The organism is Streptomyces sp. HUAS MS02 (assembly GCF_055702265.1).
Genome location: NZ_CM146747.1, coordinates 1,536,304 through 1,557,203, shown reverse-complemented (window position 1 = coordinate 1,557,203; position 20,900 = coordinate 1,536,304). Strand labels below are relative to the sequence as shown.

At 71.3% G+C, this 20,900-nt stretch carries 17 protein-coding genes; 5 read left to right on the top strand and 12 right to left on the bottom strand.

Going from position 1 to position 20,900, the window contains the following annotated elements:
• Positions 1-53: 53 nt before the first annotated feature.
• Complete coding sequence (locus tag ACZ9QC_RS06700; protein ID WP_472919282.1) at positions 54-836, top strand: Tat pathway signal sequence domain protein; 783 nt, start codon at positions 54-56, stop codon at positions 834-836.
• A 19-nt stretch (positions 837-855) separates the two neighbouring features.
• On the opposite strand, the gene ACZ9QC_RS06695 is transcribed toward ACZ9QC_RS06700, so the two are convergent.
• Both ACZ9QC_RS06695 and ACZ9QC_RS06690 read right to left on the bottom strand, forming a co-directional pair.
• Positions 856-2,682 carry an AMP-dependent synthetase/ligase gene (locus ACZ9QC_RS06695; RefSeq protein WP_472919281.1) on the bottom strand — a complete coding sequence of 609 codons (1,827 nt, stop codon included), beginning with the start codon at positions 2,680-2,682 and terminating at the stop codon, positions 856-858.
• 350 nt (positions 2,683-3,032) lie between these two features.
• Positions 3,033-3,908, bottom strand: coding sequence for a LysR substrate-binding domain-containing protein (locus tag ACZ9QC_RS06690; RefSeq protein WP_472919280.1), 876 nt, complete (start codon positions 3,906-3,908; stop codon positions 3,033-3,035).
• Between the two features lie 141 nt (positions 3,909-4,049).
• Between ACZ9QC_RS06690 and ACZ9QC_RS06685 the strand changes: the two genes are divergently transcribed.
• The gene (locus ACZ9QC_RS06685; RefSeq protein WP_472919279.1) at positions 4,050-5,147 is read left to right on the top strand and encodes a bile acid:sodium symporter family protein; all 1,098 of its coding nucleotides are present in this window, start codon (positions 4,050-4,052) and stop codon (positions 5,145-5,147) included.
• Here the strand turns inward: ACZ9QC_RS06685 and ACZ9QC_RS06680 are convergent.
• The 7 genes from ACZ9QC_RS06680 to ACZ9QC_RS06650 all read right to left on the bottom strand — a co-directional run bounded on the left by ACZ9QC_RS06680 (position 5,086) and on the right by ACZ9QC_RS06650 (position 15,262).
• On the bottom strand, positions 5,086-6,321 hold the full coding sequence (locus tag ACZ9QC_RS06680) for a hypothetical protein (RefSeq protein WP_472919278.1): 1,236 nt from the start codon (positions 6,319-6,321) through the stop codon (positions 5,086-5,088). The two genes, ACZ9QC_RS06685 and ACZ9QC_RS06680, sit on opposite strands and share 62 nt — an antisense overlap.
• A 10-nt stretch (positions 6,322-6,331) precedes the next feature.
• The gene (locus ACZ9QC_RS06675; RefSeq protein WP_472919277.1) at positions 6,332-8,260 is read right to left on the bottom strand and encodes an exo-alpha-sialidase; all 1,929 of its coding nucleotides are present in this window, start codon (positions 8,258-8,260) and stop codon (positions 6,332-6,334) included.
• A 487-nt stretch (positions 8,261-8,747) separates the two neighbouring features.
• Positions 8,748-9,611, bottom strand: coding sequence for a formate dehydrogenase accessory sulfurtransferase FdhD (gene fdhD, locus ACZ9QC_RS06670; protein ID WP_472919276.1), 864 nt, complete (start codon positions 9,609-9,611; stop codon positions 8,748-8,750).
• A gap of 8 nt (positions 9,612-9,619) precedes the next feature.
• Positions 9,620-10,480, bottom strand: coding sequence for a 2Fe-2S iron-sulfur cluster-binding protein (locus ACZ9QC_RS06665; protein WP_472919275.1), 861 nt, complete (start codon positions 10,478-10,480; stop codon positions 9,620-9,622).
• A 46-nt stretch (positions 10,481-10,526) separates the two neighbouring features.
• Positions 10,527-12,350, bottom strand: a complete 1,824-nt coding sequence (locus ACZ9QC_RS06660) for an NADH-ubiquinone oxidoreductase-F iron-sulfur binding region domain-containing protein (protein WP_472919274.1) — start codon at positions 12,348-12,350, stop codon at positions 10,527-10,529.
• 6 nt (positions 12,351-12,356) lie between these two features.
• On the bottom strand, positions 12,357-14,294 hold the full coding sequence (locus ACZ9QC_RS06655; protein ID WP_472919273.1) for a molybdopterin oxidoreductase family protein: 1,938 nt from the start codon (positions 14,292-14,294) through the stop codon (positions 12,357-12,359).
• Positions 14,291-15,262, bottom strand: a complete 972-nt coding sequence (locus ACZ9QC_RS06650) for a 2-dehydropantoate 2-reductase (RefSeq protein ID WP_472919272.1) — start codon at positions 15,260-15,262, stop codon at positions 14,291-14,293. Before ACZ9QC_RS06650 ends, ACZ9QC_RS06655 begins: the two co-directional genes overlap by 4 nt.
• A gap of 285 nt (positions 15,263-15,547) precedes the next feature.
• On the opposite strand from ACZ9QC_RS06650, the gene ACZ9QC_RS06645 reads away from it, so the two are divergent.
• Together ACZ9QC_RS06645 and ACZ9QC_RS06640 are read left to right on the top strand one after the other, a co-directional pair.
• Complete coding sequence (locus ACZ9QC_RS06645; RefSeq protein ID WP_472919271.1) at positions 15,548-16,888, top strand: OFA family MFS transporter; 1,341 nt, start codon at positions 15,548-15,550, stop codon at positions 16,886-16,888.
• The gene (locus ACZ9QC_RS06640; RefSeq protein ID WP_005482503.1) at positions 16,854-16,991 is read left to right on the top strand and encodes an MFS transporter small subunit; all 138 of its coding nucleotides are present in this window, start codon (positions 16,854-16,856) and stop codon (positions 16,989-16,991) included. The genes ACZ9QC_RS06645 and ACZ9QC_RS06640 overlap by 35 nt, the downstream gene beginning before the upstream one ends.
• 70 nt (positions 16,992-17,061) lie before the next feature.
• Here the strand turns inward: ACZ9QC_RS06640 and ACZ9QC_RS06635 are convergent, their stop codons facing one another.
• A complete protein-coding gene (locus tag ACZ9QC_RS06635) occupies positions 17,062-18,501 on the bottom strand; it encodes a hypothetical protein (RefSeq protein ID WP_472919270.1) in 1,440 nt (479 codons plus the stop codon).
• 70 nt (positions 18,502-18,571) lie between these two features.
• Positions 18,572-19,042, bottom strand: a complete 471-nt coding sequence (locus tag ACZ9QC_RS06630) for a GtrA family protein (protein ID WP_472919269.1) — start codon at positions 19,040-19,042, stop codon at positions 18,572-18,574.
• 130 nt (positions 19,043-19,172) lie between these two features.
• On the opposite strand from ACZ9QC_RS06630, the gene ACZ9QC_RS06625 reads away from it, so the two are divergent.
• Positions 19,173-20,171, top strand: coding sequence for a glycosyltransferase family 2 protein (locus ACZ9QC_RS06625; RefSeq protein ID WP_472919268.1), 999 nt, complete (start codon positions 19,173-19,175; stop codon positions 20,169-20,171).
• 35 nt (positions 20,172-20,206) lie between these two features.
• Here the strand turns inward: ACZ9QC_RS06625 and ACZ9QC_RS06620 are convergent, their stop codons facing one another.
• Positions 20,207-20,755, bottom strand: coding sequence for a YciI family protein (locus ACZ9QC_RS06620; protein ID WP_472919267.1), 549 nt, complete (start codon positions 20,753-20,755; stop codon positions 20,207-20,209).
• Positions 20,756-20,900 lie beyond the last annotated feature (145 nt).

Below are 20,900 nucleotides of genomic sequence, written 5' to 3'. Positions count from 1 at the left end.
CTTGCCGCGACACACGTCGGTGAATATCGCTCACGTACGTGAATGGATGGCTCATGACCCCCACACGAAGGAACGTTCTCGGCGCAGCCCTCGGCGGCGCCGCGGTGGCCGCCGTCGGACTGCCGGCCCCCGCCGCGCACGCCGCCTCCTGGCAGTTGAGGTGGTCCCCCTCGGCGAGCGCCGACGGACTGCGGGCCTTCGAGACCCTGGAGGACGACCGCGCCGACTCCCACACCGCCGCCGCGCCGCACATCCGCGCCACCGGCGACACCTGGCGCTTCGACATGCACACCGTCGACCGGGACACCTCCACCGACCGCCAGCGCCACGAGGTCACCGGACTGCGGACCGGCAGCGGCTTCCTGCGCTGGACCGAGGGGCAGACCTGGCGGGTCACCTACCAGATGTACATCCCGACCTCGCTGAAGGCGACCACCAGCTTCACGCACATCATGCAGATGAAACAGCCCGGTGCCGGCACCTCGCCGCTCGTCGTGCAGTCCCTGCGACGGGTGAACGGCGCGCAGACCATCGAGCTGAAGCTGCCGATCGACGACATCCTGGTCGGCCGCACCGACCTGGCGCCCCTGCACAACTCCTGGGTCGACGTCGACTTCCAGGTCAAGGTCGGCAACGGCTCGGCCGGTTCGGTGCGCTGGATCCTCAAGAAGGGCTCGACCACGCTCATCGACGTCTCCCGCACCGGCGTCGACACCTTCCTCGCGGACCGGCTGCGCCCCAAGTGGGGCATCTACCGTTCCCTGGGCGACACCTCGGGCTCCCTGCAGAACTGCCATCTGCTGCTGCGGAACATGCGGGGCTATCAGCTGGTCTGAGCGGTGGGGGCGAGCGGGATCACGCCCGGTACAGTGCCTCGACCTCGCTCGCGTACGCCTTCTCGATCGCCTTCCGCTTCAGCTTCAGCGAAGGCGTGAGCAGGCCGTGCTCCTCGGTGAACTGGTGGGCGAGGATCCGGAACGTACGGATCGACTCGGCCTGCGAGACCAGGGTGTTGGCGGCGACCACCGCCCGCCGCACCTCGGTCTCCAGCTCCGGATCGCGCACCAGCTCGGCCGCCGACAGCTTCGCCTTGTTGTGCATCTGGAGCCAGTGCTCGACGGCCTCCCCGTCCAGGGTGACCAGGGCGGCGATGTACGGGCGGTCGTTGCCGACGACGATGCACTGGGCGACCAGCGGATGGTCGCGCACCCGCTCCTCCAGGATCGCGGGCGAGACGCTCTTGCCGCCCGAGGTCACCAGGATCTCCTTCTTCCGCCCGGTGATGGTGAGATAGCCGTCCTCGTCGAGGGAGCCCAGGTCACCGGTGGCGAGCCAGCCGTCGTGCAGCGTCTCGTCGGTGGCCTTCTGGTTGTTGAGGTAGCCCTGGAAGACGTTGGGGCCGCGCAGCCAGATCTCGCCGTCGTCCGCGATGTGCACGGTCATGCCCGGGATGGCCTGGCCGACGGTGCCGTACCGGGTGCGCTCCGGCGGGTTGGCGGTGGCGGCCGCCGTGCACTCCGTCAGACCGTACCCCTCGAAGATGTGGACGCCCGCGCCCGCGAAGAACAGGCCGAGCCGGCGGTCCATCGCCGAACCGCCCGACATCGCGTACTTGATCCGGCCGCCCATGGCCTCGCGGATCTTGCCGTAGACGACCTTGTCGAAGAACTGGTGCTGCATCCGCAGTCCGGCCGACGGTCCGGGCCCGGTGCCCCAGGCCCGCGCCTCCATCGCGTCCGCGTACTTCACGGCGACCTCGACCGCCTTCTCGAACGGCCCGTCCTTGCCCTCGCGTTCGGCCTTGCGCCGGCTCGCGTTGAAGACCTTCTCGAAGATGTACGGCACCGCGAGGAAGAATGTCGGCTTGAAGGCGGCCAGGTCGGGCAGCAGGACCGCCGCGTTGAGCTGCGGCTGATGGCCGAACTTGACCTTCCCCCGGATGCCCGCGACCTGCACCATCCGTCCGAAGACGTGCGCGAGCGGCAGGAACAGCAGCGTCGCCGCCTCGTCACCCCTGCGGGACCTGAACAGCGGCGCCCAGCGCTCGATGACCGTGTCCGCCTCGACCATGAAGTTGGCGTGCGAGATGACACAGCCCTTGGGGCGGCCCGTCGTGCCGGAGGTGTAGATGATCGTCGCGATCGACTCGGGCGTCACCGCGCGCCGGTGCCGGTTCACCACCTCGTCGTCGAGGTGCGCCCCCGACTCGTACAGCTCCTGCACCGCGCCCACGTCCAGCTGCCAGAGCCTGCGCAGCTGAGGGAGCCGGTCGATGACCGTGGCGATGGTCATCGCGTGGTCCTCGTGCTCGACCATGGCGGCCGTGCACTGGGAGTCGTACAGCATCCAGAAGACCTGCTCGGCGGAGGAGGTCGGGTAGACGGGGACGACCTGGGCGCCGACGGTCCACAGCGCGTAGTCGAAGAGGGTCCACTCGTAGCGCGTACGGCACATGATGGCGACCCGGTCGCCGAACCGGATGCCCTGGGCCAGCAGGCCCTTCGCCAGTGCGAGGACCTCGTCGCGGAACTCGGCGGAGGTGACGTCGCGCCACTCGCCGCGCTCGTCCTTGCGGCCGAGCGCGATGTACGTCGGGTCCTCCTGGGCGTGCTCGAAGACGACGTCGGCCAGACCGCCCACCGGCGGCGCCGACGCCAACGGGGGGTTGGTGAACTCGCGCAAACCCGCTCCTCGTGGCGCTCCGCACAGCGCGTGAAAGCTACCTCACCGGGAGAACGGACGGGAGGGTTGTGGAGGGGGCGCATTCGAGGGGACGGCAGGGGGTGACGCCGGAAAACGCACGCAGATGGGGAGGTCTCCGGCGCAATTCCTGACGCATCAGTAAGTTTCGGGACCGTAATCTCCACCGAACCCGCACGCTCCGGTTACGGTGCGCGTCCTCGCGAGCACGGTCCGGCCTGGGCAAACGCGAGCATCGTTCAGGTCCGCCGGGCCGACCGAGCCGGGTGCCGGGTGCCGGGTGCCGGTGCCGCTTGCGGGGCGCGGGGTGCGGGCGCGCGGGGTCCGCGCCGTCACACCCCTCGTGCGCGGCCGTGGAGTCGGTCGCCGCCGGCGAGGATGGCCGCCGCGAGGGCGTCCGCCGCGCTCGTCGCCGCTCCCGGGCGGCGGCCGTGGACGAGGACGAAGTCGACCTCGCCGAGCTCCGGCAGCCCGGCGCGCTCAGGGACGCGGACCAGACCGGGCGGCACCAGACGGCGGGAATGAGCCATCACGCCCAGACCCGCCCGGGCGGCGGCGATGAGGCCGTTGAGGCTGCCGCTGGTGCAGGCGACCCGCCAGGCGCGGCCCTCGCGCTCCAGTGCCTCCAGGGCCAGGGCGCGGGTGATGCCCGGCGGCGGATAGACGATCAGCGGGACCGGCCGGTCGGCGTCGAGACGGAGCCGCTCCGCGCCGATCCACACCAGTCGGTCCGTCCAGACGGGTTCGCCACGGGGATCCTCCGGGCGGCGCTTGGCCAGCACCAGATCGAGCTTGCCCGCCGCGAGCCGCTCGTGCAGCGTGCCCGACAGCTCGACGGTCAGCTCCAGGTCCACCTCGGGATGGTCGTGCCGGAAGGCCTCCAGGATCTCCGGGAGCCGGGTCAGCACGAAGTCCTCCGAGGCACCGAACCGCAGGCGTCCGCGCAGCCGGGTGCCGGTGAAGAACGCCGTCGCCTGCTCGTGCACCTCAAGGAGCCGCCGGGCGAAGCCGAGCATCGCTTCGCCGTCCTCCGTCAGCTCCACGGAGTGCGTGTCCCGGGCGAACAGCTGCCGCCCGGTCGCGTCCTCCAGCCGCCGCACGTGCTGGCTGACCGTGGACTGCCGCAGCCCCAGCCGCCGGGCGGCCTGGGTGAAGCTCAGGGTCTGGGCTACGGCGAGGAAGGTGCGCAGCTGGGAGGGGTCGTACACGAGCGCCACCCTACCCGCCTATCGTGGAACGCGATGGCAGTCAGAGCGGTATGAAGGATTCCCGATCAAGGGTCGGGAGAGGACGATGGAGAGGGGCCTTCCTGCCCCTGACACACCCTCATCGAAAGTACGTGGAGCACCGTGAAGCGCCTGAAGTGGCCGAGTTGGATGCCGATCGACCCGTACATCCTGCTGTTGCTCGGGACGGTGGGCGTCGCAGCGCTCCTCCCTGCGCGGGGTACGGCCGCCGAGGTCGCCTCGGGGGCGTCCACGGCCGCGATCGCCTTCCTCTTCTTCCTCTACGGCGCCCGGCTCTCCACCCGCGAGGCCCTCGACGGCCTCAAGCACTGGCGGCTCCACCTCACCGTCCTGGCCTGTACGTTCGTGATCTTCCCGCTGCTGGGCCTGGCGGCCCGCGGCCTCGAACCGGTGTTCCTCAGCCACTCCCTCTACACCGGTCTGCTCTTCCTCACCCTCGTCCCGTCGACGATCCAGTCCTCGATCGCCTTCACCTCGATGGCCCGGGGCAACGTCCCCGCCGCGATCTGCGCGGGCTCCTTCTCCTCCCTCGTGGGCATCGTGGTCACCCCGCTGCTCGCCGCGAGCCTGCTGGGCGGCAGCGTCGGCGGCTTCTCCGCCGACTCGCTGCTGAAGATCGTGCTCCAACTGCTGGTGCCGTTCGTCGCCGGACAGCTGGCCCGCCGCTGCGGAATCAAGAGGAGCCGCGCGCAGCGCGTCAGGCAGGGTGGTGGCGGGCGACGGGCGGGCGGCTTCGTCACCCGGCACAAGCGGATCCTCGGCCTCGTCGACCGCGGCTCCATCCTCCTCGTCGTCTACGTCGCCTTCAGCGAGGGCATGGTGCGCGGGATCTGGAGCCAGGTCAGCCCGCTGCGGCTCGCCGGACTCCTCGTCGTCGAGGCGGTCCTGCTCGCCGTGATGCTGCTGCTCACCTGGTACGGCGCCAAGGCGCTCCGCTTCGACCGGGCGGACCGGATCGCCATCCAGTTCGCCGGCTCCAAGAAGTCCCTCGCCTCCGGACTGCCCATGGCGAGCGTCCTGTTCGGCCCCGAGGCGTCCCTCGCCGTCCTGCCGCTGATGCTCTTCCACCAGATGCAGCTCATGGTCTGCGCGGTCATCGCCAAGCGCCGCGCCCACGACCCGGTGGAGGAGCCGGCCGTCACGGAGCAGCCAGACGAAGCGACACGAACCGCGGTCGGTACAGGGAAACGTTCCGGGTGATGTTCAACTGCGCCGCCGCCGCGTCGGCGTCCAGCCAGTTGACGTCGTAGCTGAGCACCAGCCGCCCGTCGCCGACCGCCCGGTGCGCCTGCGGGTTGTACGCCGCGACGCCGCTGTTCGGCAGCGGGGGACTGAACCCCTCGGTGGGCCCGTGCCAGGGGCCGGTGGGGGAGCAGGCCCAGTACGCGGTGACGGTCGTCAGCCCCGCCGTCCCGGCGGCCATGGTGAACAGCACATAGGTGCGCCCGTCCCGGACGACGGTGAAGGCACTGCCCACCCCCTTGTCCTCGCCGTTGCCGAGCACCGCCTTCGGCCGCCCCCGCACCGCCCACCGGCTTCCGTCCCAGTACTCCCACGCCCCCGGCTCCCCGAGCCGGCCGCGCGGCACCCGGGCCACATACGCGTGGGAGGTCGGTCGGGAGGCGGCCTGGGCGTCGGTGCCGCCGAAGACGTACGTCCACTCGCCCGCGTCCACGGCCGTCGTCCCGAACAGCACCCGCCGGGCCGGATCGGCGACCGCCCCCTGGTCCAGGACCGTCGTGATCCCCTCCAGGCGCAGACCGGGCAGCGACAGGGTGGCGACCTCGGTCGCGGTGGGCACCCCGTAGATCCACGGCGACGGCCCCGCCGTACGCGTCCACAGCAGCACCCGTACGACCTTCTCGTCCGAGCCGGGGGAGCGGGGCTCGACCCGGGCGGCCACCGGCCAGCGCCATCGCTGCGGGGCCGGGTCCGGGAAGACGGGCGCCGGGAGCGTGGTCTCCAGACGGCCCGAAGGGGACATCACCACGGCCGAGTTGCGCACCAGGGGCGTGGCGACGTCCCGCCAGGTGACGGACTCGCCGGCCGGGTTGGGCGGAGGGTGCACCTGGCCCAGATAGGTGTCCGAGAACAGCCACAACACCCGCCCGTCCGGGAGCCGCACGGAGTGGGTGCCGTCGCCGCCGGTCCAGTCGTCGGTGCGGGTCGCGTCGTCGCCGTACCGGGCGAACTCGCCGGTCAGCGAGGCGTCCGGGTCCCAGTCCCGGACCGTACGGGCCGTGCAGGAGACGCCGCCCTCCCGGTCGTCGTCCGGGAGGGCGGTGAGCAGCACGGCGGCGAGGGCCAGGACCAGGGCCAGGATCAGGACCGGTCCGGCCCCCGTCCGCTGTCGCGCTCCGGCGTCGTCGGGCACGGAAGGGACGTTAGTTGCCCGCGTCCACCCGGTCCATGGGCAGTCGCAGGATCTCGCCGCGCGTCGCGGAGTCGGCCGACGCGAGCCCGGCCACCTCAGTGTCGCTCAACGCACGGTCGTACACCCGTACTTCGTCGAGGGCGCCGGTGAAGTGGGCCCGGCTGTCCACTCGTTGCCCGATGTGCACGCCGAACGGCGAGTTCCGGCTGACCGATCCGGGGACGTCGGCGGCGGTGAACGCGGTGCCGTCGACGAAGAGGGTCAGCTGTCCGCCGCCGCGCCGCAGCACCAGCCGGTGCCACGCCCCGTCGTTGTACGCGCCCGTGGAGCGTACGGAGGCGGTCCGGGGCGCCGAGGCCCCGTCCCGCACGGTGATCAGCCCCGTCAGCCGCCCGGACGCCGGCTCCCCGCGCAGCCACACCTGCGGCTGTGTGGTGCCGACCCCGCCCATCCACAGCATCGGCTGCTCCCCGGTGGTCGCCGAGTACCGGAACCAGAGCGAGGCGGTGAACTCCTTGGTGCCGAGCGGCAGTCGGGACCGGTACGGCAGCCGTACGGCGTCGTCGGCGCCGTCGAACCCGAGCGCGCCGCCGACCACGCCGTCCGTGGGCCGGGCGCCCCCGAGGACGGCCGCCGGTCTGCCGCCGGGCGCCGTGTCGGGCGTCGTCGGGTCCGGGCCCCTGCGGGGCTTCAGCCAGTCCTGCGTGAACCGGGCGAAGCGGATCTCGTCCCGGGCGTCGACCGCGCCGCCCTCGTACAGCAGCCCGACGACCTCGTCGGCCTCACCGCCGGCCTCGCCGGCGCCGATCCGGACCAGATCCGAGTAGCCGGACCAGTCCGTGGTGACGACCGTGCCCCGGTCCACGCTCTCCCAGGTGCGCCCGCCGTCGTACGAGGAGCGGATCGCCATGGTGCGGCGGCGGTCGGGGTCGGCCGGGGCCGCCAGCAGCATCCGGTTCCCGAGGCGCAGCATGGAGCCCTGCACCTGGGGCGTGTACAGGTCCGGGAGCGCCCGGAAGGGCCCGGTGAAGGTGGTGCCGCCGTCCCGGCTGACCGTCTGGCCGCGGTGGCCCAGGTCGGTGCCGTCCTGCTCGCGCCCGCTGACCAGCACGGAGCCGTCCGCGCGCTCGGCGAGAGTCAGCTCCGACGGCTTCTGGCGGAACGTTCCGTCGTCCGCGATCGGCCAGGTGTCCGTGGCGCCGATCCTCCAGTTCTCCCCGCCGTCGTCGCTGGTCACGAGCGCCGCGTGGTTGGCGGTGACCCGGCCGTCCGCCCAGGTCTCGGCGTTGACGCCGAGCACGAGGCGCCCGGCGCGCGGGCCCCGGCTGAGCTGGATGCCGTGTACGGGGCCGGTGGCGTACCAGGAGTTCCAGTCGGCCGGGCGGATCTGGTCGCTCAGGCTGCGCGGCTCGGACCAGGTCAGCCCGTCGTCGTCGCTGTACTGCAGGTGCGGGGCGCGGTCGCAGGGGACGTCACAGCTCGCGCTGTCGAGGCGGCCGGTGTTGTACGTCTCCGCCAGCACGATGCGGCCGGTCCGGCGGTCGACCACGGGGGCGGGGTTGCCGTGGGTGTCGCCGCCGCCCTCGTTGACCACCCGCAGGGGGCCCCAGGTGCGGCCGCCGTCCGTGGACCGCTTCATCACGAGGTCTATGTCGGCCGCGTCCCCGCAGTTCAGGACGCGGCCCTCGGCGAAGGCGAGCAGGGTTCCGGCGGTCGTCCGGACGACCGCCGGGATGCGGAAGCAGGCGTAGCCGGGGTCCTGGGAGGCCTTGAAGAGGACCTGCTGCTCGAACTCGGCCGTGGTGGGAGCGGGTTGGGGCGCGGCCCCGGCGGGGTGGGGGAGGGCGAGGAGGGCGGTGGTGGTGAGTACCGCGGTGAGGGTCGAGGCGAGAGGGGATGTGCGGGGGGATCTGAGTCGTGCGCGAAGAAACGACGGCACGGTGCGGCCAGCCCTTCATCCGTCTGGGTGAATGGGACATCGGACGTCCCACGTCCGATGTGCGGGCCATGACGGTACTTGGGGGTGCGGGGGCCCACAAGAACCGTGCGGGTGGGTGGGCGTGTTTCGCGTCAGGGGGTGGGGGTGCCTGTTGCGTCGGCGGGTGCGGGTGGGGTGGGGCTTCTCGCGCAGTTCCCCGCGCCCCTAAAAGATCAGGCCCCTGCGGGCCTGAAAGACCACGGCTCTGCGGATCTGAAGGACCACGCTCTGGGGCCTGAAAAGCGGGAGCTGCGGGATGAAAAGCACGGGGCGCAGCCCCTGCTTTTCAGGGGCGCGGGGAACTGCGCGAGAAGCCCCCACCCACCCGCACCCGACCACGAAACCGTGGGCCCATGGCGTTGCCCCGCGGAGCAAACGGCGGGGCCCCCAGGGCGCAGGGGGCGCTCCCCGCCGTCGGGGGCCCCGCCGCCGTGTCGCGGGCGGCCGCTCACTCCTTCGCGGCCGCGGCCCGCAGAGCGATCCGGTGCTCGCCCGCGTACACGTTCATGGAGGCGCCCCGCAGGAAGCCCACCAGCGTCAGCCCGGTCTCCGCCGCCAGGTCCACCGCGAGGGACGACGGCGCCGACACCGCGGCCAGCACCGGGATCCCCGCCATCACCGCCTTCTGCGCCAGCTCGAACGAGGCCCGCCCCGACACCAGCAGCACCGCCCGGGACAACGGCAGCTCCCCGCTCTGCAGCGCCCGCCCCACCAGCTTGTCCACGGCGTTGTGCCGCCCGACGTCCTCCCGTACGTCGAGCAGTTCGCCGTCCTCGCTGAACAGGGCCGCCGCGTGCAGCCCCCCGGTCCGGTCGAAGACCCGCTGGGCCGCGCGGAGCCGGTCGGGGAGGCCCGCGAGGAGTTCGGGGTCGAGCCGGACCGGGGGAGCGTCACCGCCGTGCGTGTCGTCGACGGCCCACCGGGCGGTCGTCCGTACGGCGTCCAGCGACGCCTTCCCGCACAGCCCGCAGGACGAGGTCGTGTACACGTTCCGTTCGAGGGTGATGTCCGGGACGACCACCCCGGGCGCGGTCTTCACGTCCACCACGTTGTAGGTGTTCGAGCCGTCCGCCGTGGCCCCCGCGCAGTAGACGATGTTCTGCAGGTCCGACCGCTCGGCGAGCACCCCCTCGCTGACCAGGAACCCCGCCGCCAGCGCGAAGTCGTCGCCCGGGGTGCGCATGGTGATCGCGAGCGGCTTGCCGTTCAGCCGGATCTCCATCGGTTCCTCGGCGACGAGCGTGTCCGGCCGGGTGGAGACCGCGCCGTCCCGGATGCGGATCACCTTGCGTCGTTCCGTGACTCGTCCCATGTCGTGTCTCAGTCCCGGTTCTGTACGTGCTGGTAGCCGAAACGGCCCTTGATGCAGAGGTTGCCGTGGGTCACCGGGTTGTCGTGCGGCGAGGTGACCTTCACGATCTCATTGTCCTGCACATGGAGTGTGAGGTTGCAGCCCACACCGCAGTACGCGCACACCGTGGTGGTCCGCGTCTGCGCCGACTCGTCCCAGGTGCCCGCCGCCCGCATGTCGAACTCCGACTTGAAGGACAGCGCGCCCGTCGGGCAGACCTCGATGCAGTTGCCGCAGTACACGCAGGCCGAGTCGGTGAGCGGGGCGTCGTGCTCCACGGCGATCCGGGCGTCGAAACCCCGGCCCGCGACGGAGATCGCGAACGTGTTCTGCCACTGGTCCCCACAGGCGTCCACGCACTTGTAACACAGGATGCATTTGTCGTAGTCCCGGACGTACAGCTCGTTGTCGACCTTCGGCTCCTCGTTCAGCCGGGCCGCGTCCGGGCCGAAGCGGTCCGGTTTCGCCTCGTACTCCTTGAGCCATCCCGCGACCTTCGGGGTCGTCGAGAGATCGACCGACGACGCGAGCAGCTCCAGCACGATCTTGCGGCTGTGCCGGGCGCGCTCGGTGTCCGTCCGCACCTCCATGCCGGGCTCGGCCTTGCGGGAGCACGCCGGGACGAGGGTCCTGGCGCCCTCGACCTCGACGACACAGATCCGGCAGGCGTTCTTCGGGGTGAGGGTGTCGCCCTCGCAGAGGGTCGGCACGTCCTTGCCGGCGGCCCGGCAGGCGTCCAGGATCGTCGAGCCCTCGGGAGCGCGCACCGGCTCCCCGTCGAGGGTGAACTCCAGGAGGCGACGCGGCACTCCCAGCGGGATCACGGTCATACGGCGGCTCCGGCGGGACGGGTGCAGACGTTTCGGCGATGCGCGGTCATTCGTACGCCCCCAGACGGTCGATCGCGGATTCCACGGCGTTCCACGCGGTCTGCCCGAGACCGCAGATGGAGGCGTCCCGCATGGCGCGGCCGACCTCCCTGAGCAGGGCGATGTCGTCGGCCGCGGCCGCCCCGGTCCGCTCGGCGATCCGGTGCAGCGCCTCCTCCTGCCGTACGGTCCCGACCCGGCACGGCACGCACTGCCCGCAGGACTCGTCCCGGAAGAACTCCGCGATCCGCAGCAGCAGCCGGGGCAGCGGGACCCTGTCGTCGAAGGCCATCACCACCCCCGAGCCGAGCGTGGTGCCCGCCTCCCGCGTCCCCTCGAAGGTGAGCGGGATGTCCAGCTCGTCGGGGCGGACGAAACCGCCGGCCGCGCCGCCGAGGAGGACGGCACGCAGGCGGTCCCGCACCCCGGCGAGCGTCAGCAGGTCACCGAGGGTGGCCCCGAAGGGCAGCTCGTAGACGCCGGGCCGGTCGACGCTGCCCGAGACACAGAACAGCTTCGGCCCGGTGGAGCGGGCGGTGCCGATCGCCGCGTACGCCGGGGCGCCCATGGTGAGGATCGGCAGGACGTTGACGAGCGTCTCGACGTTGTTCTCCACCGTCGGCTTGCCGAACAGGCCCTTCTCCACCGGGAACGGCGGCTTGGAGCGCGGCTCGCCCCGGTACCCCTCGATGGAGTTGAACAGCGCCGTCTCCTCGCCGCAGATGTAGGCCCCGGCACCCCGGCGGATCTCGATGTCGAAGGCGTAACCCTGCCCGAGGACGTCGTCGCCGAGCAGGCCCCGGGCCCGGCACTGGGCGAGGGCGTTCTCCAGCAGGCGCAGCGCCCGTGGGTACTCGCCGCGCAGATACAGGTGGCCCCGGTGCGCGCCGGTGGCGTACCCCGCGATCGTCATCGCCTCGACCAGGGAGAACGGGTCGCCCTCCATGAGCACGCGGTCCTTGAAGGTGCCCGGCTCGGATTCGTCCGCGTTGCAGACGAGGTGGTGCGGACGGTCGGGCTGGGCCGCCGTGGCCTGCCACTTGCGGCCGGTGGGGAAGGCGGCGCCGCCCCGACCGACCAGGCCCGAGTCGGTGACCTCGCGGATGACTCCGGCGGGCCCGAGTTCGAAGGCCCGCCGCAGGGCCGTGTAGCCGCCGTGCGCCCGGTAGTCGTCGAGCGAGGACGGATCGACGACACCGACGCGGCCCAGCAGCGTCAGCGACGGGTCCCCGGCCTGGGGCACCGCCATGGCCGCCGGCGGTTCCTCCTCGGCCGAGTCGGGCGCGGTTGCCGCGAGGGCGGCCCGCTCGACGGTCGCGGGCGCCGACACCGCCGTACGCACCGGGTCCCCGGCCGTGATCGCGAGCGCGGCGGGGGCTCGCTCGCACAGTCCCAGGCACGGGCCGCGCTGCACGCCCACGCCGCTGCCGAGGCCGAGACGGGCCTCGACCCCGGCGCACAGGTCGGCGGCCCCGGCCGCCACGCACGCCAGGTCCGTGCACACGTGCAGCACGGTCGCGGGGCGCGGCTCGACCGAGAACAGGGCGTAGAAGGTGGCCACGCCGTACGCCTCCGCCGGCGGCACGGTCAGCCGTCGGCAGAGGTAGTCCAGCGCGCCCTCGCTGATCCAGCCGATCCGGTCGTTGATCGCGTGCAGCCCCGGCAACAGCAGGTCACGGCGTTCCCGGGCCTCCCGGCCGCCCCGTGCCCAGCGCAGATCGGCATCGGAACGGTCCGCGCCCTCCCAGGAGGACTCCGGCGGTCCGAGCAGCGCGTCGACCGCCGCCTTCTCCTCGTCCGTCGGTTTGCTGTCACCGAAGTGCAGGTCCACTTGACGTCACCTCACGATGGTCGCGACAGGCAGCTTCTCGATCCGGATCGCCGACGCCTTGAACTCCGCCGTCCCCGCGATCGGGCAGTTGGCCTCGATCGTCAGCTGGTTGGTGTCCACTTCGTCGGGAAAGTGCATGGTCATGAAGGCGAGGCCCGGCCGCAGCCCGAGATCGATCCACACCGGCGCCACCACCGATCCGCGCCGCGAGGAGACCTGGACCTCCTCGCCGACCACGACCCCGTACCGCTCGGCGTCCTCCGGGCACAGCTCGATGTACTCCCCGCGCCGCAGCGGTGAGGCGTAACCGCCGCTCTGCACACCGGTGTTGTAGGAGTCGAGACGCCGGCCGGTGGTCAGGCGGAGGGGGAACTGCTCGTCCGTCAGGTCGACGGGCGGATCGTGCCGGACGATCCCGAAGGGCGCGAGCCTGCCCCGCCTCGCCGGGTCCGGATCCCACAACCGACCGTGCAGATAGGTCGGTTCGAGCCGGTCGGTGTCCGGGCAGGGCCACTGGATGCCCTGGTGCTCCGCCAGCCGCTCGTACGTCATGCCGTAGTGGTCGGGTGACACCGACCGCAGCTCGTTCCAGACGGCCTCCGCGTCGGCGTACTTCCAGTCGTGCCCGAGCCGGGAGGCGAGGTCGCAGATGATGTCGATGTCCTCGCGGGCCTGTCCGGGCGGGGTGACCGCCCGGCGCACCCGCTGGACCCGCCGTTCGCTGTTGGTGGTCGTGCCGTCCGTCTCCGCCCACCCGGCGGTCGCGGGCAGCACCACGTCCGCCAGCTCGGCGGTCTTCGTGAGGAAGATGTCCTGGACGACGAGGAAGTCCAGCTCCCGCATGCGCCGTACGGCCTGCTCGCTGTCGGCCTCGGACTGCGCCGGGTTCTCCCCGATGCAGTACACGGCCTTCAGCGAGCCCTCCTCCATGGCCTCGAACATCTCCGTCAGGTTCAGCCCGTGGTGCGGCGGGATGACGGTGTCCCACGCCGACTCGAACTTCAGCCGGGACTCGGGGTCGAGGATGTCCTGGAAGCCGGGCAGCCGGTTGGGGATGGCCCCCATGTCGCCGCCGCCCTGCACGTTGTTCTGGCCGCGCAGGGGCTGCAACCCGGAGGCGTAGCGGCCCACGTGACCGGTCAGCAGCGAGAGGTTGATCAGCGCGCGGACGTTGTCCGTGCCGTTGTGGTGTTCGGTGATGCCGAGCGTCCAGCACAGCTGGGCGCGCTCGGCGCGGGCGTAGGCGTGCGCCAACTCCCGGATGGCGGCGGCCGGTACGCCCGTCACCTTCTCCGCGAGCGAGAGCGTCCAGGGCTCGACGAGCGCCCGGTACTCCTCGAAGCCGGTGGTCGCCCGCTCGACGAACGCCTCGTTGGCGAGGCCCGCGTGGATGATCTCGCGGCCGATCGCGTGCGCCATCGGGATGTCGGTGCCGACGTTCAGCCCCAGCCAGCTCTCCGCCCATTCGGCGGTGGACGTCCGGCGGGGGTCGACCGCGTACATCCGGGCGCCGTTCCGTATCCCCTTCAGCACGTGCTGGAAGAAGATCGGGTGGGCGAAGCGGGCGTTGGACCCCCACATCACGATGACGTCGGTGTGCTCGATCTCCTCGTAGGAGGAGGTGCCGCCGCCGGAGCCGAAGGCTGCCGAGAGACCGGCCACGCTGGGTGCGTGACAGGTGCGGTTGCAGGAGTCGACGTTGTTGGTGCCCATGACCACGCGGGCGAACTTCTGTGCCACGTAGTTCATCTCGTTGGTGGCGCGGGCGCAGGAGAACATGCCGAACGCGCCGCGGTTGCGCTCGATGCCACGGGCGGCCCGGTCCAGTGCCTCCTCCCAACTCGTCTGCCGGAAGGGCTCGTCGCGCGAGTCGCGGACGAGGGGACGGGTGAGCCGGGTGTAGCTCTTCGGTTGCCTTTTCTGCTGTTTCTGCCGGTTCTTCACGCGGCGCTCCTCAGCGCGAGCAGGTCCGAGATGGCGTGGACGGTGCGGAGTGTGGGCACCTCGACGCCGGTGATGTCCGCCAGTTCGACGACGGCGGCCAGCAGCACGTCGAGTTCCAGCGGTTTGCCGCGCTCCAGGTCCTGGAGCGTGGAGGTGCGGTGGTCGCCGACGCGTTCCGCGCCGGCCATCCGCCGTTCGATGGAGACCCCGACCTCGCAGCCCAGGGCCTCGGCGACGGCCAGCGTCTCGGCCATCATCGTCTCGATGACCTTGCGGGTGCCGCCGTGCAGACACATCTGCCGCATGGTCGCGCGGGCCAGGGCGCTGATCGGGTTGAACGAGATGTTGCCGAGCAGCTTGATCCAGATGTCGCCCCGGACGTCGGGCTCCACCGGACACTTCAGACCGCCGGCCACCATGGCCTCACTGAACGCCCGACAGCGCGCGGAGACCGTACGGTCGGGCTCCCCGACGGAGAACCGGGTGCCTTCCAAGTGCCGTACGACGCCCGGCCCTTCGAGCTCTGTGGCCGCGTAGACGACGCAGCCGACGGCCCGTTCGGGCGCGAGCACCGCACTGACCGCGCCGCCCGGGTCCACGCTCTCGACGCGGTGGCCGTCGTGCGGGCCGCCGTGCCGGTGGAAGTACCACCAGGGGATGCCGTTCTGGGCGGCGACGACCGCCGTGGTGCTGTGCAGCAGAGGCTCGATCAGCGGCCCGCACGCCGCGTACGAGGTGGCCTTGAGGCCCAGGAAAACGAAGTCGACCGGGCCGATCTCGGCCGGGTCGTCGGTGGCGTGGGCGCGGGCGGTGAAGTCCCCGCGCGAGCTGAGCACACGCACCCCGTCCCGCCTCATGGCCGCCAGATGCGGTCCACGGGCCACGAGATGGGTGTCCGCGCCGGCGCGGTGGAGCGCGGCGCCGACATAGGCGCCGATCGCACCGGCGCCGAGAACTGCGACTTTCATGGTGAGGGAGCTCCGTTCGGTCGAGGGATACCGCGGAGATGGCGCACTGTTCGAACTGTGTCGACCCGAACTGTGTCGACGAAATATTGTCTACAGTATGGAAGTTGGGCCGACAAGACTTCGCGCAACGACCGGGCACGGCATTACCCGGACCTGAAGGTGGCCGGTACGCGAAGGCGGGTCCGGCCGGGGAACGACCGTTCGGCGCGCGATGGATACCGTTCATCGCATACGGTCGACGTGCCGCCTTCTCAACTCCCGCGCCACTCCCTACCGTCCGGGATCATGAGTCCCCCCATCGCGCCTCCGGGCTGGAGCCGCTGGCTCGTCCCCCCGGCCGCGCTCTCCGTACATCTCTCCATCGGACAGGCCTACGCCTGGAGCGTCTTCAAGCCGCCGCTCGAATCCGCGCTCGGCCTCAGCGGCACCCAGAGCGCCCTGCCCTTCCAGCTGGGCATCGTCATGCTGGGCCTGTCCGCCGCGTTCGGCGGCACCCTCGTCGAGCGCAACGGGCCGCGCTGGGCGATGACCGTCGCGCTGATCTGCTTCTCCTCCGGCTTCCTGCTCGCCTCCCTCGGCGCGGCCACCGAGCAGTACTGGCTGATCGTCTTCGGCTACGGCTTCGTCGGCGGCATCGGTCTCGGCATCGGCTACATCTCGCCCGTCTCGACCCTGATCAAATGGTTCCCGGACCGGCCCGGCATGGCCACCGGCATCGCGATCATGGGCTTCGGCGGCGGCGCGCTGATCGCCTCGCCCTGGTCCGCCCAGATGCTGGAGTCCTTCGGCTCCGACTCCTCCGGCATCGCCCTCGCCTTCCTGGTGCACGGACTGTCGTACGCCGTGTTCATGCTGCTCGGCGTGCTGCTGGTCCGGGTGCCGCGCACGGAGGACCGTGCGAGCACCGACAGCGGACCGAGCGTGCTCGCGGGTCCGCAGGTCTCGGCCCGCAACGCCATCCGCACCCCGCAGTTCTGGTGCCTGTGGGTCATCCTGTGCATGAACGTGTCCGCGGGCATCGGCATCCTGGAGAAGGCCGCCCCGATGATCACGGACTTCTTCGCGGACTCCTCCACCCCGGTCACCGTCACCGCGGCCGCGGGTTTCGTCGCGCTGCTCTCCGCGGCCAACATGACCGGCCGTATCGTCTGGTCCTCGACGTCCGACCTCATCGGGCGCAAGAACATCTACCGCGTCTACCTGGGCGTCGGCGCGCTGATGTACCTGCTGATCGCGCAGTTCGGCGACGCCTCCAAGCCGCTGTTCATCGTCTGTGCCCTGGTCATCCTGTCCTTCTACGGCGGCGGCTTCGCCACGATCCCCGCCTATCTGAAGGACCTCTTCGGCACCTACCAGGTCGGCGCCATCCACGGCCGGCTGCTCACCGCCTGGTCCACGGCCGGTGTCCTCGGACCGCTGATCGTCAACTGGATCGCCGACCGGCAGGAGGAGGCGGGCAAGTCCGGCTCCGACCTCTACGGCATGTCCTTCTTCATCATGATCGGGCTGCTCGTCGTCGGTTTCGTCGCCAACGAGCTGGTCCGGCCCGTCCACCCCCGCTTCCACATCCCCGCCCCGAGGGAGGCCGCCGATGTCGTCCAGCGACAGCAGTCCGAACCCGCCTGACCGGCGCCCGCTGATCGTCTTCGCGTGGATCTGGGTGGGCGTTCCGCTCGCCTACGGGCTCTACGAACTCGTACGGAAGGCGACGCAACTCTTCACCGGGTGAGTGCCACGACCGTGCTGTGCCGATGCCGATGCCCAACATGCCGATGCGGCTGAACCCGGCATCGGCACACTCACGTCGCGGACCGGTCCTCGGTGGCCGTCGGCCGATGTGCCGTCACGGCGGTGGGGAGGGTGACGGAGGCGCTGTCGTGCCGGACGCCGGAGCCGGCCGTGGGCCGGTCGGGGGCGCTGCGGTCCAGCCAGAGCAGCAGCACACCGAGCGCGCAGGCGAGCGCCGGCCAGTAGACGTAGCGGTAGTTCGTCGCCGGGACGATGGGCAGATAGCCGAGCACGTACGCCAGCGAGCTGATGCCCAGCGCCCGGATCGGCAGGGAGAACCTCCCCCTGCCCGGACGGACGGCGAGCACGAGCGCGACGGCGAGCCAGAACCATCCCCGGAAGAGCGGCCGCAGATCGGTGGCCACGCCGTTGACGTACGAGGCGAGGGCGGCCTCCAGCCGGGGGCGGGCCACCTCGATGCCGAGGTCGTTGCCGAAGACCCCCGGCTGGTACACGTAGCCCGTCTCGAAGAGCAGAGCGGTGAAGACCCGCAGCCGGTACTGGAGATAGCCGGAGAGGTGTCCGCGCATCTCGCGCAGCCACAGGGAGGTGAGCTCGTCCGCGTCGCCGGCCATTCCGTCCGGCGAGCGTTCGTAGCAGGCCCAGTAGGCGTCCGACAGGGCGTCGACGCGGTCGCACTCCTCGGCGGCGGCCACCAGGCGGTCCCGCAGCTCCGGCCGGACGTCGGCCGACCGCAGTTCCTCCACGGTCAGGACGTGGACGAGGTCGTCGAGCACGATCTGCGCGCCCTGGTCCGTCTGCACGGGCCGCGCGATCAGGGAGATCGCCGCGGCGGGCAGGACGACCGCGGCCACCAGCGCCGCCGTGCACGCGGCCCATGTACGGCGCCCGGGGGTGCGCCACAGCGCGAGGACGAGCAGGACGAACATCGGGATCGCGGCGAGGAAGGCGTTCTTGCGCACGAGCACGGCGTAGGCGAGGAAGAACACGCCCAGCCAGAGCAGACCCCAGCGCATCCTGGGGGACAGTCCGCCGTCCCGCATCCGCAGTCCGACGCACGCCACCGCGCAGGCCGCCAGCAGCGCGTAGGCCGCGTGCACGTCCTTCCAGACGACGCCGACGAAGGTCAGCACGGGGGGAGTCAGCCCGAGACCGAGGACGGCGAGCGAACCGGCCCAGCTCGCGGTCATCTCCCAGACGCACCGGGCGAGCACCCACAGCGCGCCCCAGAGGGCGACGGACTGGAGGACGGCCATGGACGCGGGTGTTCCGGTGACGGCGATCAGCGCGCGCCACACCAGGCTCAGCACGGGCGGATGCCAGTCGGTCAGCGGCGTCCTGCCCATGGCCTGCCGGAGCTGGTCGATGCTGTCGGGACTCATGAACCCGGGGGTGAAGACGACGGACGTGGCCAGGCAACACGCCACGGCGATCCCGGTCAGCCACCAGCTCCAGAGCTTTTCGCCCTGAATGCGCACCTTTTGTCCCATGTGGCGGATGCTAACAGCGCCAGCGGTGCGGTACGGGGCGGGGCGCGGCGGGATCGGATCGCGTCGGCGGTCACGGCGCTACGAAGACGTAGCGCCGGTAGGTGACGAAGCGGAACAGGGTGGCGAGGACCCAGCCGAAGACGCGGGCGGCGTTGTCGCTGGCCATCGATTCCAGTCCGAGCAGATGCCGTGAGGCGTAGACCGTGCCCGCGGTGATGGCGACACCGACCGCGTTCACGAACAGGAACAGGGCCAGTTCCTGCGTCATGTTCTCGCGATGCCGGTGGCGGTAGGTCCAGTAACGGTTCCCCGCCCAGCTGAAGAGCGCCGCGGCGGACGTCGCGACGACGGAGGCCGGCACGGGGGTGGCTCGCATCACCCCGCCCTCCGCGCCGCCGGGAAGGCCGAACACCAGCAGGTTGTAGCCGCCGTTGTCGACCACGAAGGCCAGCGCCCCGACGACCCCGAACTTGGCAGCCTCGCGCCAGACGCCCCGGACGGCGTCACGCACACGCAGCGCCATGGATACGAGGACCAGCACACGGCGAGAGTAACGACCCGGCGCGTCCTGGCCGTCCGGACGCGCCCATAACGCATTATTTCCTATCGTCATCCGAAATTCCGTCGTCATCCGTAGTTCTGTCGTCGTCCGACGGCGGGTCAGGTAAGGAGTGGCCGTGCAACCGACGATCGCGTGTGTCGTGCCGTGTCACAACGAGGAGGCCGCCGTCGGCAAGGTGGTGCGCGACCTGAGGATGGCGCTCCCCGAGGCGGACATCTACGTGTACGACAACGCCTCGACCGACCGCACGGTGGAGGTCGCCCGGGCGGCGGGCGCGATCGTCCGTCAGGAACCGCGCAAGGGAAAGGGCAACGTCATCCGGCGGGCCTTCGCCGATGTCGACGCCGACGCCCTGCTGCTCATCGACGGTGACGACACCTACGACGCGTCCCGGGCGCGCGACCTGGTCAACCTGCTCTTCGAGGGGCCGTACGACCAGGTGGTCGGCGCCCGCCGGGAGACCGTCAGCGCGGCCTACCGGGTGGGGCACGCGACCGGCAACAGGCTGCTCACCGGCGCGGTGCGGTCCCTGTTCGGCAACGACGTGACCGACATGCTGAGCGGCTACCGCGTCTTCTCGCGCCGCTTCGTCAAGTCCTTCCCGGCGCTGGCCCGCCAGTTCGAGACCGAGACCGAGATGACCATCCACGCGCTCCACCTCCGGCTGCCCACCGCCGAGGTGGAGGTGGACTACCGGGTCAGACCCGCCGGGAGCGAGAGCAAACTGCGCACCTTCCGGGACGGCTGGCGCATCCTGCGGGTCATCCTCGATCTCGCCCGGCGTGAGCGGCCCTCGCTCGTCCACACCGTGGTCGCGGGAATCCTGGCCTTCGTCTCGGTCGTCCTCGGCATCCCCGTCATCGCCGAGTTCATCCGCACGGGCACCGTGCCGCGCATCCCCACGGCGATCCTCGCCGCCGCGATCATGACGATCGCCGTGCTCGTCCTGCTCGTCGGCTACATCCTGGAGTCCTTGATGCACATGCGTCAGGAACACTCCCGTCTCGTGCACCTGGCCTACGCGGCACCGGGCCGCCGACCGCGCTACACGGGGCACCGGCCGGGCACCGGCCCCGTGCCCGCCAGGAACATCTCGGGCAGTCGCTGACCCGTCCCGACGCCGACGCCGACGCCGACGCCGCCTCAGCGGCGGCCGCCGAACTCCCAGTCGTGGACCTCGACGGCGGCGTACCGGTCCGCGGTCAGGACAGCGCGTGCCGAGTCCGGGTCCGAGGCCCTGAGCAGCACCGCCGTCCCCAGCCACGCGGTGCCGTCGTCGGACAGCAGCGGCCCGTACGCGATCAGACCGTCCCGGTCGGACGGGACGTCGACGTCGGCGGCACGCCCCGAGCCCAGGCCGAGCACCAGGTACCGGTTGCCGCCGCTCGGGCCGCCCGGGAACTCCCACATGGTGCGCCCCAGCAGGTTCCGCCACCGGCGTACCAGCACGTCCCGGTAGGCGCCGGCCTGGTAGTTGGGCTCGTCGAAGGCGAACGCGCGGGCGGCCGCGGGATCGGGCAGGTCGACGATGTGCACGCTGCCGGTGGGAGTCTCGCCGTCTTCGGCGAACGTCGGGCCGCGCGCGATCAGTTCCTTCGCGTACCCGTCCATGTAGGACCAGTGCTTCTCCAGCAGTTCCTCGCGCAACGGGAGGGAACCGGGCCGGTCGCGGTGGTAGCAGAAGTACTCCATGGCCCGACCCTTTCCGACATCCGGCGGCAGCTCAACGGATTTTCGCGACGGGTTCGCGTCGTACGGCCCGACATGGCCGCGACCGTATCCCAGGCACCCATGTAAGCGCAGGTCAAATGGGGTGGGATGGTTCCCGGGCGCTCGA